The organism is Aurantivibrio infirmus (assembly GCF_054767315.1).
Map to the genome: position 1 here is coordinate 196,312 of NZ_BAAFSK010000008.1, position 17,466 is coordinate 213,777.

Genomic DNA, 17,466 nt, shown 5'->3' on the forward strand with positions numbered 1-17,466 from the left:
TTCTCCGTTTTTTACCCTGATGATAGATAATAATTTAGGTATTCCTTGTTATACACGTAAAACCTAAGTCCTGCATGCTATCTCACCAAATTGGGCAAGTCTAATTTAAAGCACTTACTTTTCGTTATTAACTGTTTTCAATTCTCAAAAACTAAGTCAGAAAATTATATAATCGCATTTAATCAAAGAGGGTAGATGTCTCTATCATAAATGACCAGTTGTGTTTGTTGGTAAAAGGCAAAACACTTCTTAGTTTGTTGTAAATTTTCGGAGTCTATTGGTAACCAGCTTTGCGTTTTCTTTCGCGACTCCTATTGTGGCGACAGAGCCGCTGTTGAACTGTAAATAATCTTGTTCTATCCCGTCACTAAAAATCACTCCATTGGAGGGCATCAGGGATTCTACTATTAACTTCGATTGATTTTTGATTACCCCTGCTGCGATGTCGGTTTGTGTTCTTATACTTTTGAATGGTTCGCGAACCGCGAATAACAGTTCGCTATTGTCGAGCTTAGGTCTTTTTGGTGCCTGATTTTTTTCGAATAGATTTGTTATGCCATATGCCATATTAAAAATTGAACTTAGCCAACCTGTCGAGCCTGCGGGCGTAGAGACGATTAAACCACTCGAAGAATGTTCTTCTGCTTTGTTTTCGAATGAAATCTTGTATCGAGCGGAAACATGAGATGAAGCACCGATGAACAAATCATTGAAGGCTAAAATTCTTTGTCCGTCGTTAAGCCTCGCCTCCGCTAGCCTCATTATTTCAGAGTCAAAATTTCCGCTCAGAACATTTTCTACTCCTGATGCAAAGTCCGAGGTATTAAAAGGCAATAAAACCCCGTCGTACCTATCCTTATCTGGATTAACAGCAATGATCGGAAGGCCTTTTGAGTACTTTGCAGTGTTGGCTACGAGACCATCTTGTCCGATGACAATGATAATATTTTGTTCGGAAAAAAGGTAAGAAGGCACATAGTTTCTTTCGATAGTCTTGTTCTTGATCTGTTTGGTAAGCTTCGTTTGAAGAGAGTTAAGGGAATCCTTAAATACTTCGTCCTCAAGGACATAATCTTCAAAATCGCCACCAAGACTTTCAATGTAAAACTTAGCCTGGGATTTAGTATTAAAACGCTCAATCAGGGTTTCTAGGCGAGTTTTATTCTTTACGATAATGGCGTAATCAAAGTTCATTTTTTAGAGTCTTTTAGGATGGAATCTAAAAGTTCGGGGCTAATGTTTAAGTTACCAATTTTATCGGCGTTTTCCGCTATCTGACGAAAGGCGAGGGCAATATTAAATTTTGGGTCTGAATTATTGTTTAATGCTGTTAAGGTTTTCCAGTCAATATCTTTGTATGGCTTCAAAGTTGCGTCCAAAACATACCCTTGTGCATCTGCTTCTTTTCTGTCGTTAGCCGATTTTTGATCAATTAACGATTGTCTTTGATTTTCTATAGAAATATCCGCTTCAATCTGCATTTCTCGTAGTTTTCTTTGGTTTTCTGCTTTTTGTACGTCGGATTCCATTTTCTTTTCCGATATTTGCTTTTGTTTTTCTTCAACAGCTATTTCAGTATTTAATTCTGATTCTTTAATTTTCCTTTCTTGTTCCACGGCGAAATTTCTTCTCTCGTAGATCGATTCATCAGCTTCCTGCTGGAGTTTTTCTCTGGTTTCTGTCTCTAATGCTCTAGCCATTTCTGGTGTAGCCCGAATTGCAAGTATATTGGCACCAAGAATCTCGATACCAAGCATCACTATTGCTTCTGATGATTTAAGCCCGATTAGAATTTTTTCTTCGATTGTTTTGGCAGATCGAATCGCCTCTTTTAATCCAATGCTGTGAATGTAAGCAGAGGTCGCGGTTTGCGCTTCATTAATGATTCTCTGGTTCAATTTTTCAATGTCATTTTTTTTGAGTTGTCCGGTATCGTTTACTGTAAAATCTAATATATTCACAACAGTTTTAGGATCGCTAATTTTATAGCTGATCTGACCTTGAATAGAAACCGTTTGATAATCGTGAGTCGACTCATTGAATACAAAAGGCAAATCATTGCTTCCCATAGGGATCGCGGTGATCGAACTATTTGGAGAAAAATAAAAAAATGAAAGTCCGCGACCTTCCTTTTTAATAACACCGTTCTTGAAATGAAGCACGTAAGTCATTGAGTCGAACTTTATATGTTTAATCCCGAACATTATTTTCTCTCTTATTAATGTGTGCAAAGGTGAAATATTAGCTTGTAAGTAGTTGATATTAAATGTGGGTATCTAAATTGTACTTAGAACTACGGAACGTTTCTGTTTCTCCATTATCTTTCTTGTTCTTTTTAGAAACTCAACAATTTCTCGATCTAGATCAATTTGCAGTCGTGTTTAGGTGATACTGAGATAACTCAGGTGCTGGGCCATTACCTATGAGGTAATGGCTTTACCTGTATTCGCCGCATAGTATAAGTCAGCGAAAGGGTAACCTCCATAGTGGCTTAGGTTATGGAAGTAGATCCAAGGCCCGTTAATTCATCGCATAGATCCGGAGTGATAAAGTTGATACCTAAAATAACAGCTCGCTACTTCACAGACAGCGGAATAGCTTATACACAAACGGGAGATGGCCCCGCATTGATTCTCTTGCATGGTTGGCCATTTCACGCTGATAGTTTTCGTCAGCTTATTCCTTTGTTAAGCGAACGTTTTACTTGCTATGCCATCGATTCGGTTGGAATGGGAGAAAGCCCCTACGATGGATCCACAGATTTCAGCTTTCGAGCTCATGCGAAAAGAGTGATTGAGTTTGTAAATGCTATGGAAATAAGTGAATTTTCATTATTGGGTCACGATACCGGCGGTACCATCGCGCGGCTTGTCGCTGTTGATACGCCAGCACGAGTAAAACAATTAATATTGTTAGATACTGAAATGCCAGGGCATTTGCCTTCTATTGTTCCAAAGTACCAAAAAATACTGAGTACCTCGATAGGGCGGTTGGTGTTCTCCTGGTTGTTAATGTCAAAACGCTACGCGCGTTCGCGTTTTGGTTTTACCAGCTGCTTTCATAATAAAGAAATGATTACCGACGAATTCCTAGAGCTGTTCTGTCATTACTGGATCAAACCGAAAACAAAACTTAATGGGCTTATTGCTTATCTCATGGCAATTGATCACCATCTTGTCGATGAGCTAGACGAAATTCATAAAAATATAAAGTGTCTGACGCTCGTTTTGTGGGGCGAAAACGACGCAATTTTCCCTGTTGCATTGGCCAAACATATGGTTATGAATATGGCAAAACATACAGAATTTAAAGTTATTGCAGAATCCGGTTTTTTGGTTCACGAAGAACGCCCGACGATCGTCGCAAAACACATTTTGAATTTCAATTATGAGAATCAAATAGAGAAGGGAAGTTTGAAGTTGGTGGGAGACAAAGTGGGGTAATATATTATTAACATTCTCATAATGACGAAAGGGTTTATAAAATTAAATTGATTGGAGTCTAGATTTTGTAAGATGATTTTTTATATTTGCCTATATCGAATCATTTGATTATTGATTAGTTGCTCTAAGTTTTGCCTGCGCGATCTCCATCATTATCAAAACTTCACAAGGCGAATACTGTTCTAGCAGGGATGCAGACCGGTAGTTGGTCCATTCTGCAACGGGATCGAATTTGTCTTTCTTTTTGAAGGTCAGTTCTTTGAGACCAACCAAACATTCACCCTGCATTTTTGCTCCCTTTACAGTCTCTTGTCCTAAAGACGAACCGTCGTATCGTTTAGCAATTTCATCGTAAGAAAATTCTGCCGAATATGCAGCAGGGGCGAGCAGGGTGGTGAGTACAAATAGCGCGATTATAATTCTCATTTTTTCTTTCCTTGCTGGAATAGAGTGTAACCTTGTTACATCAGATTGACTCTGCCCCCATGATTTCTTGTTACGAGTTTTCAATTTTATGAAAGGCCTTTAAAAATTGGTTTTTTGTTTGATTGAAACGTTGATGCCCCTCAGCATTTAGCTTTTTTTGATTCTGAGTAAATGCAGGCATTACGTAACCCCAATTCGCATTGCGCGCAAAGGCAACTATCACATCTACGTGTCCTTCTTTCCAACGATTCTCCAATTTGTGATCCTCACCTTTCGCCTCTACGGTTTTAATTTGAATGCGGTAGTAGTTTGGACCATCTGAAATTAGTATATCCGTCTTATGTCCATTATCTAGAATTGGGATGAAGACTTGCCAGCCATCTTGCATCAGCCAACTTACTACCAAGCTTTCAAATGAAGAATTTTTAAGTATCTGACGAGTTCCATCTTTTGTTGCTGTTAATCTTCTAGGCATAATCCTTGAGCTCCTTTACTCATAGCACCTCATTCAGCGAAAAATGAAGCCCAAAAAAACCAGCTTGTAGAAAACAATCACTCTGAGCCAGTGATTTTTTTAGGAGTAGTGTTTTAATCAGTTACTCTGAGCCGTGAATTTTCGTAGCCAAAGTCAGTTCACCATTGCGATCAAGTGATAAGCCCTTGACTTGGCCTTGACTATTTCGAGTAAAAGAAACCAGTGTGCCATTACGCGCAATGTAAAATAGGTCCTTGGCGCCTGGTGAGATTTCATGAGTAAAATATTGTGTCGTCATTGTACCTAGCCTCAGCATCCCATCCAGAAAAATAATGTCGTATATATCTTCATTTTCACTTTGATAAGAGCCCGTGTACGAAAGAAGTTCCTCATCCGATAACTTGATCGAATCGCCATAAGTATGATTAAGGACAATTGAGCTAACAATGGACCTAAGTACACGATTTTCATTACTGCGAAACCGTTCCTCTTCATTATTTATGCGAGTACTTATTTGAACGGCTAGGCCCAATATCGCGGGGTCTGTGGTGATGGTGTTAATATCTTTGCCCTGTTTGTGTAGCTCAATAGAGCGCTCTTTAATTTCCCTTAATCCGTGAGCGTAGGACGCTAAGTCTTTCTTGTTCGATAGCTTACCGAAACCAGGCACGATCAATGTATCTTCGTCTGAGTTCGATAGAATGTAGCCGTACACATCCATTTGCCGATCGAAGTTTTCAGATTGTGGTAGGCGATTACTGACGTAGGCAAAGGACGTAAATATAACATTACTCTTGTTTAGTTTAACGACGGAGTCGCCAAGCGTATGAACTCGAAAGCGTTTTAATGTTATGTCTTCCTCATTAAAGTAAAGGCGGAGTTGATCCGAATAGACGACATCCGCTGTAGAGTCGTTCGCCGCTAGCCAGGTTGGGAATTCGTCTAACGCACTCACAACAGTAGCGCCGGATTCTTGGAAAAGTTTGTTGGCGCCGGTGCGAGATTCCTGTGAATAAGTATTCAAAACAAATTTCACGGGCTTCTTACTTAAAGACTTTACTTTCTCAACCAGGCCCTCGTTATTATCATTGGGTAAGCCGTCTATTAGCATTATCCCGTCATCGCCAACACTTATGCCAATGGAAATTTCACCGTTCGGGCGTTGCTGGGTTAGGATGTAAAAAGTGTTATTGATTTTTTGAGCGGAGAGAGGGAATTCGCTTTCTTGAGCGAGAGTTGCCGACGAATAACACATGCCAACGCAAAGTATTATTTTGAGAAATAGTCGGAAATGCATCGTTTTCTTCCCTGTATGCTTATTTTTTAGATAAGTTTTATTTTGAACTAATTTGTCTGATGATTCGATCTAAGTTTAAAATCAATTACTCTGACCCCATGATTTGTTGAGCGCTTTTGTGAAAAAATGTAGCGCAGCGAAATTCACCAAAGAGCGTAGCAAAAAATTGTCCGGTTGACATGCTTGTTAGGCATTACAGTTGACGGACATCGAAGCCAAAATACCTAAGAACTTTTGTGGTGCGGCCATTAATAACAGGCAGGTTTTCCTTACTAATCCAGCCAATGAGCTCCTGAACATTTGCTTGACCAAACTCATTTAAGTTATACCTGTCATCAAAAAGGCAGTCCGACATTCTCGATACAACCTCTCCTTTACCATAAAGAAGATGCGTCAAAGTTTTTTTAATGTCATTTATATCATTTGAACTTAAGAATTCGGTTTTAAGTGTTTCAAGGCCACCCTTATAAAATCGTAACCTATCATGAAACGAGTGCAACACACATAACGCATCTACAATATCTTCAGCGGAGGCTGCGTTTATAGCCTCCTCAGTGTTAAACACACGACGAATCAGTGGGTAGTTTTCAGGAACAATTCTTTCTTCGAAATGCTTCCACTCCGTAATGAGCCACTCATCAATTAGCGAATTTAGGACTGTTTTTTTTGAGTTATCCCAACCAACTGACTGCTGCTTCCACGTTTCCTGGGTTGCATGGCAATCTCGTACAAAACTAAAGAATGAATCTATTTCCAAGCGAAGTGGAATGTCGCTTTCGCTCACTTTACGGCTTTTAAGCGAATATACTTCTTCAATTTTTCTAAATGCCGAAACTGACTCTTGATAAGATTTTCGATATGTATCTAAAAATATTGATTTTTTTGTGGTTTTTTTCTTTCCTCTATCGATATTCGAAAATGTCTTATCACCCAGTGTATTGAGAACCTCATTATCCAATTCACTTACCAGCCGAGATGCTGTTTTGAATTTTTCGTATATAGATTTGTAAGAATCAATAGCATCCTCATTTAGAACTTCAGCTTCATCCCAATACTCTGCAAATAATTGTGATAACTCATCGAATCTTGGATCATCAGATGGCAGCCCAACCATAACTTCTTGATTGGTTAATATTGCTGACCTTGTGAGGTTTGCAGAGCCAACCAGTACCGATTTATCACCAAAGATATAAATTTTTGGATGAAAAGAGTGGCTTGTATAAAATCTCGCCTCAATATTGCTTTTGTTTAGGAGTTTTCCTAACGCTGCTGGGGAAGTTGGAAATCCCAACCGTACAACAATTCGAATATGACATTTATTTTCCAATAGCATTTGGATAACATCAAACTCGGTAAAGAAAGCTGATGCAATAAAAACGTTCATTCCCTCTTTTACGTTTTCATATAGGCCATTTTGAACAAAATCTTTTTTTGAGTTTCTGTTGGTGTATAAGTTATCCATATTTCCTCAGTGATTCGATTTTGCATAACAGCTTAATACCTAGCATGGTCAGATCGAGGCATAGCGCCTAGATCCACCCACGCGACGCATTTCCAAATTTGTCTACGAGTAGGCATCGTGCAGATGATTCTCACTCACCACACCCCATTCATCAACAAAAATTACACCGCCTTGGCTTTTTCTCTAACAAGAGAGTGTCGCGAATTGTTATGATTGAATAATTTATTTTAATAAAAATAAAACCTTATGCTGAATGATGTGGCGCGCAAATCAACTCTCAAGCAGATTAAAACGGCTTGAGGATGGCATGATGAATTCGGAAGTATACGGTTTAGCGGGGGTTCTTAAATTATTTCCCAGCTTTCCAATTCCCACTCTTTATCAACCCTTAGACACCATCCTTGTTTATCCCAATCACCCAACACAATACGCTCTGGTTTTTGTTCACTATCAGCAGATATTTTATTTTCCAGCGAATGCCTGAATGGGCGATGTGTGTGACCGTGGATTAATTTTGTTGCTGAATATTTTTCCATTACGCGAATTACTTCGTCTTCACTCACATCCATGATGTCGTCAGCTTTGCGGCTGCTCATTGATTTACTTTGTGAGCGTAAATGTTTACCCAGTGCGCGACGTTCCGCTAATGGTTTGGCGAGAATATCTTTGGCCCAGGCCTCTTGTCGAACTTGGGCGCGGAAGGCGAGGTAGTCTTTATCTTTGGTGCATAGGGTATCGCCATGCATGAGCAAGACGTTTTCTTTTTTGTTGTTGATGGTGATGGTTATGAGTGTTGGGTCTTCCAATAACGTTGCGCCGGTGTTCTTTGCGAATTGTTCGGCGATAAGAAAGTCGCGATTGCCATGCATGAAATAAAGTGCAGTGCCCGAATCGCTAAGTTGTTTTAGCTGTTGTTGTATTTCGAGTACCGAAGCGTCGTCGTCGTCATCGCCGATCCATAACTCGAATAAATCGCCGAGTATGTAGAGGGCTTCGGCTTGGCGGGCGTCTTGTTTGAGAAACTTGAAAAAGGCTTGGGTGATGGCGGGGCGAGAGGGATCAAGGTGGAGGTCGGAAATGAAGAGAATCACGTTGATGCCTGCCGTTAACTATAAAAGGGGTCAGGATAAGATGTGGGGCTTTTGAAGGCTCATCTTTGTGGCAAGTGATGAGCAACCAAAAAGCCCCTGATGTTTATTCTGAATAAGCTACGGTGACTTTTTCGATAACGATGAAGTCTACGGGTACGTCCTGGTGAAAACCTTTGGTGCCGGTGGGGACTGAGCGGATTTTTTCTACCGTGTCCATGCCGTCGACAACCTTGCCGAATACGCAATAACCCCAGCCTTGGGTGCTTTTGTCGCTGTGGTTGAGGAAGTCGTTGTCTTTCAAGTTGATGAAAAACTGAGCGCTGGCGCTGTGGGGTTCCATGGTTCTGGCCATGGCGACGGTGCCGACGTTGTTCTTTAAGCCGTTGTCGGCTTCGTTTTCAATACTGTCGCGGGTTTCTTTCTCGGCCATGTTTTCGTCCATGCCGCCGCCTTGAACCATGAAATTGTCGATAACTCGGTGGAAAATCGTACCTTCGTAAAAGCCTTCTTCTGCATATTGTTTGAAATTAGCAGCGGTTTTGGGCGCATTTTCGTGGTCTAGTTCAAGGACGATATCGCCCATCGTCGTGTGTAGGGTAATCATTTCAACTCCATCAATATAAAAATAGGCAGGCTTAAGGCAAGACTGAGGTCAAATACTTTGCGACTAGTGATGTTTGCCAGCGAAAGAGGTGGCTATAATACGCAGTTTGTGGGGATTCTCAAGTTCCGGGAATCCCAAATTTGCTTCGCAATGACGAGCTAAGAAACTGATTAATGACTGAACAAACTCGACCGCTACATTTCATCGAACAGCGCATTCAAGCTGATCTTGATAGCAAGAAAATCTCTAAAGTAATTACTCGTTTCCCACCGGAGCCGAATGGTTATTTACACATTGGCCACGCCAAATCGATTTGTTTGAATTTTGGTGTTGCTGAGAAGTTTTCTGGCGAATGCCATTTACGTTTTGATGACACAAATCCCGCCAAAGAAGATCAAGAATTTGTTGAAGCCATCCAAGAAGATATTCGCTGGTTAGGGTTTGAATGGGCGGGTGATGTTCGTTATACCTCAAATTATTTTCAACAACTTTATGAGTGGGCGCTCTTGTTAATTCAGCAAGGCGATGCTTACGTCTGCGATTTAACTGCCGAGCAAGCGCGGGAATATCGCGGTACCTTAACGGAAGCGGGAAAAAACAGTCCTTATCGTGATCGTAGTGTTGATGAAAACCTCGCATTGTTTGAAAAAATGCGCAGCGGTGAATGTGAAGAGGGCAGTTGTTCTTTACGCGCAAAAATTGATATGGGCGCTCCAAATATTAATTTGCGCGATCCAATTTTGTACCGTATTAAAAAAGCCAGCCATCATCAAACCGGGGACAAGTGGTGTATTTATCCTTCCTACGATTTTGCCCACGGACAAAGTGATGCGATTGAAGGTATTACTCATTCCTTATGTACTTTGGAATTTGAAGATCATCGTCCTTTGTACAATTGGTTTTTGGAACATTTGCCTACACCGGCAAAGCCTGAGCAAACTGAATTTGCGCGTTTAAACCCGAACTATACGATTACCAGTAAGCGTAAATTAAAATTACTGGTTGATGATAATCATGTTGAAGGTTGGGATGATCCTCGGATGCCGACAATTTCAGGTTTGCGTCGCCGCGGTTACACACCGGCATCGATTCGCAATTTTTGCGACGCCGCTGGTGTAACACGCTCACTCGGTATTACAGATATTAGTATGCTCGAATATGAAATTCGTGATGATCTTGATAAAAACGCACCGCGCGCAATGTGTGTACTCAATCCATTAAAGCTTGTTTTAACAAATTATCCAGAAGATAAACTTGAAGAAGTCACCGCACCCGCACATCCAAACCGTGATGATTTAGGTTCTCGGATTTTACCGTTCTCTCGCGAGATCTATATTGATCAAGACGATTTTAGAGAGGAAGCGAATAAAAAGTTCAAACGCTTAGTGTTGAACAAAAAAGTACGCCTGCGTAATGCTTACGTCGTTGAAGCAAAAGAAGTGATCAAAGATTCTGATGGGAATATTGTTGAAGTGCATTGCCACTGCGATATGGACACCTTAGGTAAAAACCCTGAAGACGGTGTAAAACCAAAAGGCGTTATACATTGGGTGAGTGCGGCGAAGAATTTGGATTGCCAAGTTCGTTTGTATGATCGTCTGTTTTTAGAAGAGGCCCCCGATGCGGGTGGCAAGGATTTTTTACAATCTTTGAATCCAGATAGTTTAAAAATTTTAGAAGGCTGTAAAGCTGAAATTAGTTTGGCTGAAGCCACTCTGGATGATCATTTTCAGTTTGAACGCGAAGGCTATTTTTATCTTGATAGTAAATATACTTCAGCGGAAACCCCAGTCTTCAATCGAACGATCGGTCTGAAAGATAGTTGGGCCAAAATGGATCAATCCTAATTCTATTGATTAGGGCTAGAAAAAATAATTTGTTAACAGGAAAGTGTGTGAATTCTTTAGTTTTATATAATACCCAATCTCGAAAAAAAGAAGTGTTCGAGCCCATCGATCCGAAGCGCATTACCATGTATGTGTGTGGGCCGACAGTTTATTATTTTTCTCATATTGGCAATGCTCGTCCGGTCGTTGCTTTTGATGTGTTGTTTCGTGTGCTGCGCAGTCTTTACGATGACGTGGTATATGCGAGTAACATTACCGATATCGACGATAAAATCATGACGGCAGCGCGAGAAGAGGGTACGGATATCGCGACGATTTCAAAGCGCTATACGGAAGCTTACAGTGAAGACATGGCGGCACTTGGAAATTTAAAGCCAAGCATGACACCCTATGCGACTGAGCATTTGCCGCAGATGATTCATCTGATGGAAACCATGATTAAAAATGGTTGTGCTTACGTTGCCGATGAACACGTTTTGTTTTCTGTCGAGGCCTTAAAAGATTATGGAAAGTTATCTAACCGTAATTTAGAAGATATGCTCGCGGGTGCTCGTGTCGAAGTCGCCGGATATAAAAAACACCCCGGCGATTTTGTTTTATGGAAGCCTTCTAAAGAAGAAGACCCAGGTTGGGAAAGCCCTTGGGGAAGAGGGCGGCCCGGTTGGCATACTGAGTGTGTGGCAATGATTGATGAGCTGCTTGGTCCGTCAATTGATATTCACGGCGGCGGCCGCGATTTAATTTTCCCTCACCATGAAAATGAATTGGCGCAAAGCATGTGCGCCCATCCTGATCACACCTTCTGCCGTTATTGGATGCACAATGGTTATGTGAATATGGATGGCGAGAAGATGTCGAAATCTCTCGGCAATTTTAAAACCGTTCGTGATCTTCTGGATAATTATCGGGGTGAGGTATTACGCTTCGCTTTGTTATCTGCTCACTACCGATCTGAGTTAGCCTTCTCAAAAGATTTGTTAGATCAATCGAAAGCTAGTTTAGATTCTTTATATACGGCTTTGCGTGACAGCAAAGATATTGTAGCGAAAGAGGGCATTTCGATTAAAGATTCGGCTTTTCACGATGCTTTGATGGATGATCTAAATACGCCAATGGCGATCAGTGAATTACATCGCATCGCTAAAGATTTAAATAAAGCAGGTGATGCAGACAAAGCAACACTTAAAGCTGAACTCTTAGCCAGTGCGGAATTAATCGGTTTGTTAAATGAAGATCCCGAACAATGGTTTAGATCAAGCGCCGATAGCTCTGCAATTAGTGAAGCAGACATTGAAGCCTTGATTCAAGCACGAGTCGACGCGAAAAATGCGAAGCAATATCAGCGTGCCGATGAGATACGTGAAGAGTTAAAAAATGCTGGTGTCGTGTTAGAAGATTCCCGTGAAGGGACGACTTGGCGGAGAAGTTGATTATCGGCGAATTGAGCAGAACGAAGAACGCTTTTAAAACTCGCTGTAAACACATCCATGTGCGCTCGACATCGGCATCCCTGCCGATGACGGTTTTAAAAGCGTCCTCCGTCCAGCTCCGGAATGTTTTAGCGTACCTGGAAGAGTTAAACCCATATAAAAAAGAGATACCATCTCATGAATAAAATTGATCCCAGTCTGGTGACAAATCGCTTTCGTCGCTTACGTCGAACTAAAGTCATTCGCGATCTCGTGCGGGAAACGCACATCAGTAAAGACGATTTAATTTTGCCTTTGTTTATCGAAGAAGATATCGACAAGAAATCTGAACTGAAAACTATGCCGGGGGTTTACCGCTATCCCGAGTCTGAGTTGGCAGAAGTCGTACAGCGAGTTTGGAAAAAAGGCATTAAAGCCGTAATGTTGTTTGGCGTATCTCATCATAAGGACGCGACGGGCTCGGATTCTTGTATTGATGCGGGTTTGATGGCGAGAATTATTCGTATCGCAAAACAAGCCCAACCAGAAATGTTGGTGATCTCCGATAATTGTTTTTGCGAGTACACCGATCATGGTCATTGCGGTGTGATTGTTGATGGCGATGTTCATAACGATCAAACCTTGGTAAATCTTCAACAGCAAGCAGTTGTTGCTGCGAGAGCGGGTGCGGATATGATTGCGCCCTCAGGGATGATGGATGGCATGATTGCAGCCATTCGTGCGGCACTTGATGAAAATGACTTCCATCATATTCCCATCATGTCTTACTCCACTAAATTTGCGTCTGCTTTTTACGGGCCATTTCGTGATGCTGTTGATGTACATCTAAAGGGAACGCGAGATGGTTATCAGCTTGATAAAGCGAATCGACGTGAAGCGCTGGCGGAGTCTTTACAGGATGAAGCCGAGGGTGCGGATTTGCTAATGGTGAAACCGGCAACGGCATATTTAGACGTGGTTTCCGACATCCGCGCTAATTCACTTTTACCCTTGGCGGTTTATCACGTAAGTGGTGAATACGCGATGATAAAAATCGCGGCTGCAAATGGCGCGATTGATGAACGGGCAATCGTGATGGAGACGATGATTTCATTTAAACGAGCCGGTGCTGATTTAGTACTGACTTATTTCGCTGAGCAAATTGCAGATTGGTTAAACGAATGATTAGTAAGATTTTGATCAATAGATCAGTTTTAGTTATGTTTGTCGCAGTTTTTGTTATGGCATGTGAAGCCAAAATAGGCAGTGAACGCTGGTGCGAAAATATGTCTGAGAAGCCGAAAGGTGATTGGACATTTAATGAGACAACCGATTACGCGAAGCACTGCATCTTGCCGAAAAAGGAATAATGATTTCTTTTTAAAAAAACGCTAGGTCTTCAAGCTATTAAATTAACCTTAGCCTAGCGTATTAAAACATTTCTTAACGTTTGCGCTTTAAAACTTCCAACATTCACTTCAAATTCTCTGCGCTTTTTAGGTCTTTGCTACATAAGGCCTAAAACGATTGTCTTCACTCACAACAAGCTATACCATCTGCCGCACTCAGTCCGGTTAATAATAAAAAACGTGACTCAAACACAGAAATAATTTTTAAAAACACCGTCGCGTAACATTTGTTAGCTTGGCTAAATAAACGTAATACTAAAAATAAACCGTTTAATTAGAAGTGGCTTTGTTGTGGAAGTAACCAATACTGCGGATCCCGAATATTTTCATCGTGTCGTCGATTGTCAATTTGCTTGTCCTGCTCACACTCCAGTTCCTGAATACATTCGTTTAATTGCCGAAGGGCGTTATGACGATGCCTATATGATTAACTGGGAATCGAATGTGTTCCCTGGCGTATTAGGCCGCACTTGTGATCGACCTTGTGAACCTGCTTGTCGACGCGGACGTTTAGGCGATAAAGATACTGAAGAAGAGCCAGTAGCAATCTGCCGGCTTAAACGAGTCGCCGCCGATAATAAAGGTGATATAGAAAAACGTCTGCCAGCCATTCCGAAACAAAAAAACGGTAAACGGATAGCGCTTATTGGAGCCGGGCCCGCTTCTTTAACCGTCGCCCGCGATTTATTACCCCTCGGTTATTCCATCACTTTGTTTGATGAACAAGGTGTAGCCGGTGGAATGATGCGCAGCCAAATTCCTAGTTTTCGATTACCTGCGAAAGTTCTCGACGAAGAAATTCGTTTCACTATTGGTGATTATGTCGAGCAACGATTCGGCAATCGCGTCGACAGTATGAAAGCAGTTCTGGACGAAGGCTTTGATGCGGTATTTATTGGCACCGGCGCGCCCAAAGGTAAAGAATTAGATTTACCGGGTCTAGAAGAGGGCGGAGACAATATTCATATCGGTGTGAATTGGTTGGGTAGCGTTGCCTTTGAGCATGTCGAGAAAATTGGTAAACGCGTGATCGTGCTGGGTGGTGGTAACACGGCAATGGATTGTTGCCGAACCGCAAGACGGCTTGGTGGTGAAGATGTTCGCGTAGTTGTGCGTAGTCCGCGCGAAACCATGAAAGCTTCGCCTTGGGAAATTGAAGACGCCGAGCACGAAGGTATTCCAATATTTAACAATCATGTACCGAAGGAATTCGTTATAGAAAACGGTAAGCTTAGCGGGATGCTGTTTGAGAAAGTGGTTGCGGAATACGATAAAAACGGCAAGCGAAAACTTATTCCTACCGGTGAAGAACCCGTATTGTTTCCCTGCGATGATGTGCTTGTTGCAGTGGGTCAAGAAAATAGTTTCCCTTGGATTGAGCGTGATATCGGTATCGACTTTAATCAATGGGATATGTTGGAGGTTGATGCAACGACGTTCGCGACAACTAACGCAAAAGTATTTACTGCCGGTGATGCCGCATTTGGCCCAGAAAATATTATTACGGCGGTTGCTCAAGCTCACCAAGCGGCGATTTCAATTGATTTAATGTGTTCCGGTGAGTCCCCCATTAAGCGACCTGAGCCTGGCGTAACCTTGGTCAGCCAGAAAATGGGCGTTCATGAATGGAGTTATAGTAGCGGCGTCGCTGATGATCCTCGACATGTTGTGCCGTTAATCGCAACCGACAAAGCATTGGCCGACCGTAAAGTTGAAGTTGAATTAGGCTTCGATCAAAAGCTCGGTTTGGAAGAAGCCGAGCGCTGTTTAAATTGTGATGTACAAACGGTTTTCTCAGAAGCCCGTTGTATTGAATGTGATGCCTGCGTTGATATTTGTCCCACCGATTGTTTAACCATGGTCGCCAACGGCGACGAATCAGAGTTGCGCCAATCCTTGACAATGCCCGCGAATAATCTTTCCCAACCTATGTACGTTTCGGACAAGCTCGCAACAGGCCGTGTAATGGTCAAAGATGAGGATGTTTGTTTGCATTGCGGCTTGTGCGCAGAACGTTGCCCAACTGCTGCGTGGGATATGCAGAAGTATCTTTACCGAGTGACACATGCAGGTAAAACATGTCGAATCTAAAAACCCCTCAAGAATTAAATGCTCTTAATGAGCTTGTCGTAAAATTCGCGAACGTGAATGGTACCGGTTCTGCCAGTGCGAATAATTTATTTGCTAAAGCTATTTTCAGAATGGGCTTGCCTGTAGCGCCAAAAAATATCTTCCCCTCCAATATTCAGGGTCTACCGACTTGGTACGAAGTGCGAGTTAGCGAAAAAGGCTATCTAGGCCGTCGCTCTGGCGTTGATTTAATGGTAGCGGTAAATCCGCAGAGCATCGTTAAAGATGTTCAAGAAGTCGTGAGCGGCGGTTATTTTCTTTATGATTCAACCAAGCCTTTGGATTTACGGTTGATTCGTGATGATGTGAATTACATTGGCATTCCTTTAACGGAGATGTGTTTGCGGGAATATAAAGACCCCCGTCAGCGTCAGCTGTTTAAAAACATTATTTATGTTGGTGCATTGTCCGCGTTGATTAATATTGAGTTTGATGTGTTGACTGGATTGATCGCGGATCAGTTTAAAGGCAAAGAGAAATTAATCGCTCCCAATGTCCATGCGCTCGAACTCGGTTATCAATATGCGAGCAAGCATTTTAAATGTCCACTCGGCATCAAACTCGAAAGACGTGATTTAGTGGGCGATAAAATTTTAGTCGAAGGAAATGCCGCCACAGGTTTGGGTGCGGTTTATGCAGGCGCAACAATTGCGGCATGGTATCCAATAACACCGTCAACCTCTGTTGTTGAAGCCTATGATAAATACGCGAAACGTTTGCGTATCGACCCCGGCACGGGCCAACAAAATTTTGCGGTCGTCCAAGCGGAAGATGAATTGTCTGCAATTGGAATGGTTATTGGAGGTTGCTGGAATGGCGCTCGATCTTTTACGGCAACCAGTGGCCCCGGTATTTCATTGATGAGCGAATTTTTAGGCTTGGCCTACTTTGCTGAAGTCCCCGCGGTTTTGGTTGATGTACAACGTACCGGACCATCAACTGGAATGCCGACGCGCACGCAGCAGTCTGATGTATTGGCATGCGCATATGCTTCCCACGGTGACACAAAACATATTGTCTTATTCCCCAGCACGCCAAAAGAATGTTTTGATTTTATGGCAGCCGCCTTTGATTTAGCAGATCGTTTTCAAACGCCAGTTATTTTATTGTCTGATTTAGATTTGGGCATGAATGATCACCTTACTGAACCCTTCGTGTGGGATGACAAACGTTTATATGATCGCGGCAAAGTATTGAATGCTGAGCAGCTTGATCAATTAACAGCGGAAGGTAAGAAGTTTGGTCGTTATGTTGACGTCGATGATGACGGTATCGGCTATCGAACTTATCCCGGTACACACCCGAATAAAGGCGCGTTTTTTACGCGAGGTACTTCACGAGATCCCTACGCGGTATACACCGAAGACGGCAGCGTCTATGCAGAAAACATGGATCGCTTAATTAAGAAATTTAACACCGCGAAAAAGTTCGTCCCGCAACCCCAATTTATTCCCGCCGCGAAAGATAGCAAGCCCAGTGTCGGTTTAGTATTGTTTGGTACCAGCGTGTTCCCCATTCAAGAAGCGATGGATACCTTAGCGGAGCAGGGCCTTAGTACCGATGCGATGGTTATCAAAGCCTTCCCGTTTTCTCAATCGGTAGAAGAATTCATTCATAAACACGAGAGAGTTTTTGTCATCGAACAAAACCGTGATGGACAAATACGTACGCTGTTAATGAATGAGTTGGATATTTCAAGCGAGAAATTAATTCCCTTATTAAATTACGATGGAATGCCCTTAACAGCAGTAACTATTGTTGGGAAAGTTCGAGAAGCCTTAGGAATGAACGAGAAATCAGAACGAAAGCACGCGAATTAAAAATGTGCTCACTAAGATTAAGCTAGCCGATTAGAAAAACCTTTATAGAGTAG

General features: G+C 42.1%; 15 protein-coding genes. 7 read left to right on the plus strand and 8 right to left on the minus strand.

Going from position 1 to position 17,466, the window contains the following annotated elements:
* Nucleotides 1-249: 249 nt before the first annotated feature.
* The gene (locus ACYUCY_RS17450) at nucleotides 250-1,194 is read right to left on the minus strand and encodes an NAD(+)/NADH kinase (protein ID WP_460227814.1); all 945 of its coding nucleotides are present in this window, start codon (nucleotides 1,192-1,194) and stop codon (nucleotides 250-252) included.
* Nucleotides 1,191-2,204 carry an SPFH domain-containing protein gene (locus ACYUCY_RS17455; RefSeq protein WP_460227815.1) on the minus strand — a complete coding sequence of 338 codons (1,014 nt, stop codon included), beginning with the start codon at nucleotides 2,202-2,204 and terminating at the stop codon, nucleotides 1,191-1,193. Before ACYUCY_RS17455 ends, ACYUCY_RS17450 begins: the two co-directional genes overlap by 4 nt.
* A 348-nt stretch (nucleotides 2,205-2,552) precedes the next feature.
* Here ACYUCY_RS17455 and ACYUCY_RS17460 point away from each other — a divergent pair, with 348 nt between their 5' ends.
* Nucleotides 2,553-3,443 carry an alpha/beta fold hydrolase gene (locus tag ACYUCY_RS17460; protein ID WP_460227816.1) on the plus strand — a complete coding sequence of 297 codons (891 nt, stop codon included), beginning with the start codon at nucleotides 2,553-2,555 and terminating at the stop codon, nucleotides 3,441-3,443.
* Nucleotides 3,444-3,551: 108 nt separating this feature from the next.
* Here ACYUCY_RS17460 and ACYUCY_RS17465 read toward each other — a convergent pair whose 3' ends face one another.
* From ACYUCY_RS17465 to ACYUCY_RS17490, 6 genes are all read right to left on the minus strand, one after another.
* Nucleotides 3,552-3,869 (minus strand): hypothetical protein, encoded by a 318-nt coding sequence (locus ACYUCY_RS17465; RefSeq protein ID WP_460227817.1) that lies wholly within the window; start codon nucleotides 3,867-3,869, stop codon nucleotides 3,552-3,554.
* 70 nt (nucleotides 3,870-3,939) lie between these two features.
* Nucleotides 3,940-4,344, minus strand: coding sequence for a hypothetical protein (locus ACYUCY_RS17470; protein ID WP_460227818.1), 405 nt, complete (start codon nucleotides 4,342-4,344; stop codon nucleotides 3,940-3,942).
* 121 nt (nucleotides 4,345-4,465) lie between these two features.
* On the minus strand, nucleotides 4,466-5,641 hold the full coding sequence (locus ACYUCY_RS17475) for an MBL fold metallo-hydrolase (RefSeq protein ID WP_460227819.1): 1,176 nt from the start codon (nucleotides 5,639-5,641) through the stop codon (nucleotides 4,466-4,468).
* 193 nt (nucleotides 5,642-5,834) lie between these two features.
* Nucleotides 5,835-7,103 carry a phospholipase D-like domain-containing protein gene (locus ACYUCY_RS17480; protein ID WP_460227820.1) on the minus strand — a complete coding sequence of 423 codons (1,269 nt, stop codon included), beginning with the start codon at nucleotides 7,101-7,103 and terminating at the stop codon, nucleotides 5,835-5,837.
* A gap of 344 nt (nucleotides 7,104-7,447) precedes the next feature.
* On the minus strand, nucleotides 7,448-8,194 hold the full coding sequence (locus tag ACYUCY_RS17485; protein WP_460227821.1) for a UDP-2,3-diacylglucosamine diphosphatase: 747 nt from the start codon (nucleotides 8,192-8,194) through the stop codon (nucleotides 7,448-7,450).
* 103 nt (nucleotides 8,195-8,297) lie between these two features.
* The gene (locus ACYUCY_RS17490) at nucleotides 8,298-8,798 is read right to left on the minus strand and encodes a peptidylprolyl isomerase (RefSeq protein ID WP_460227822.1); all 501 of its coding nucleotides are present in this window, start codon (nucleotides 8,796-8,798) and stop codon (nucleotides 8,298-8,300) included.
* Between the two features lie 173 nt (nucleotides 8,799-8,971).
* On the opposite strand from ACYUCY_RS17490, the gene ACYUCY_RS17495 reads away from it, so the two are divergent.
* The 6 genes from ACYUCY_RS17495 to ACYUCY_RS17520 all read left to right on the plus strand — a co-directional run bounded on the left by ACYUCY_RS17495 (nucleotide 8,972) and on the right by ACYUCY_RS17520 (nucleotide 17,413).
* Nucleotides 8,972-10,645, plus strand: a complete 1,674-nt coding sequence (locus ACYUCY_RS17495) for a glutamine--tRNA ligase/YqeY domain fusion protein (protein WP_460227823.1) — start codon at nucleotides 8,972-8,974, stop codon at nucleotides 10,643-10,645.
* Nucleotides 10,646-10,692: 47 nt separating this feature from the next.
* A complete protein-coding gene (cysS, locus tag ACYUCY_RS17500; RefSeq protein ID WP_460227824.1) occupies nucleotides 10,693-12,075 on the plus strand; it encodes a cysteine--tRNA ligase in 1,383 nt (460 codons plus the stop codon).
* Nucleotides 12,076-12,252: 177 nt separating this feature from the next.
* Complete coding sequence (gene hemB, locus ACYUCY_RS17505; RefSeq protein ID WP_460227825.1) at nucleotides 12,253-13,239, plus strand: porphobilinogen synthase; 987 nt, start codon at nucleotides 12,253-12,255, stop codon at nucleotides 13,237-13,239.
* Nucleotides 13,236-13,424, plus strand: coding sequence for a DUF3012 domain-containing protein (locus ACYUCY_RS17510; RefSeq protein ID WP_460227826.1), 189 nt, complete (start codon nucleotides 13,236-13,238; stop codon nucleotides 13,422-13,424). Before hemB ends, ACYUCY_RS17510 begins: the two co-directional genes overlap by 4 nt.
* Nucleotides 13,425-13,754: 330 nt before the next feature.
* Complete coding sequence (locus ACYUCY_RS17515; RefSeq protein ID WP_460227827.1) at nucleotides 13,755-15,554, plus strand: FAD-dependent oxidoreductase; 1,800 nt, start codon at nucleotides 13,755-13,757, stop codon at nucleotides 15,552-15,554.
* Nucleotides 15,542-17,413: a 2-oxoacid:acceptor oxidoreductase subunit alpha gene (locus tag ACYUCY_RS17520; protein WP_460227828.1), complete on the plus strand. Its 1,872-nt coding sequence runs from the start codon at nucleotides 15,542-15,544 to the stop codon at nucleotides 17,411-17,413. Before ACYUCY_RS17515 ends, ACYUCY_RS17520 begins: the two co-directional genes overlap by 13 nt.
* Nucleotides 17,414-17,466 lie beyond the last annotated feature (53 nt).

Bases quoted from the DNA above. Each gene is read 5' to 3' on its own strand.
- ACYUCY_RS17490 (WP_460227822.1), bottom strand. From the start codon at position 8,798: ATGATTACCCTACACACGACGATGGGCGATATCGTCCTTGAACTAGAC.
- ACYUCY_RS17520 (WP_460227828.1), top strand. From the start codon at position 15,542: ATGTCGAATCTAAAAACCCCTCAAGAATTAAATGCTCTTAATGAGCTT.
- ACYUCY_RS17495 (WP_460227823.1), top strand. From the start codon at position 8,972: ATGACTGAACAAACTCGACCGCTACATTTCATCGAACAGCGCATTCAA.
- hemB (WP_460227825.1), top strand. From the start codon at position 12,253: ATGAATAAAATTGATCCCAGTCTGGTGACAAATCGCTTTCGTCGCTTA.
- ACYUCY_RS17450 (WP_460227814.1), bottom strand. From the start codon at position 1,194: ATGAACTTTGATTACGCCATTATCGTAAAGAATAAAACTCGCCTAGAA.
- ACYUCY_RS17475 (WP_460227819.1), bottom strand. From the start codon at position 5,641: ATGCATTTCCGACTATTTCTCAAAATAATACTTTGCGTTGGCATGTGT.
- ACYUCY_RS17470 (WP_460227818.1), bottom strand. From the start codon at position 4,344: ATGCCTAGAAGATTAACAGCAACAAAAGATGGAACTCGTCAGATACTT.
- ACYUCY_RS17480 (WP_460227820.1), bottom strand. From the start codon at position 7,103: ATGGATAACTTATACACCAACAGAAACTCAAAAAAAGATTTTGTTCAA.
- ACYUCY_RS17465 (WP_460227817.1), bottom strand. From the start codon at position 3,869: ATGAGAATTATAATCGCGCTATTTGTACTCACCACCCTGCTCGCCCCT.
- ACYUCY_RS17455 (WP_460227815.1), bottom strand. From the start codon at position 2,204: ATGTTCGGGATTAAACATATAAAGTTCGACTCAATGACTTACGTGCTT.
- ACYUCY_RS17510 (WP_460227826.1), top strand. From the start codon at position 13,236: ATGATTAGTAAGATTTTGATCAATAGATCAGTTTTAGTTATGTTTGTC.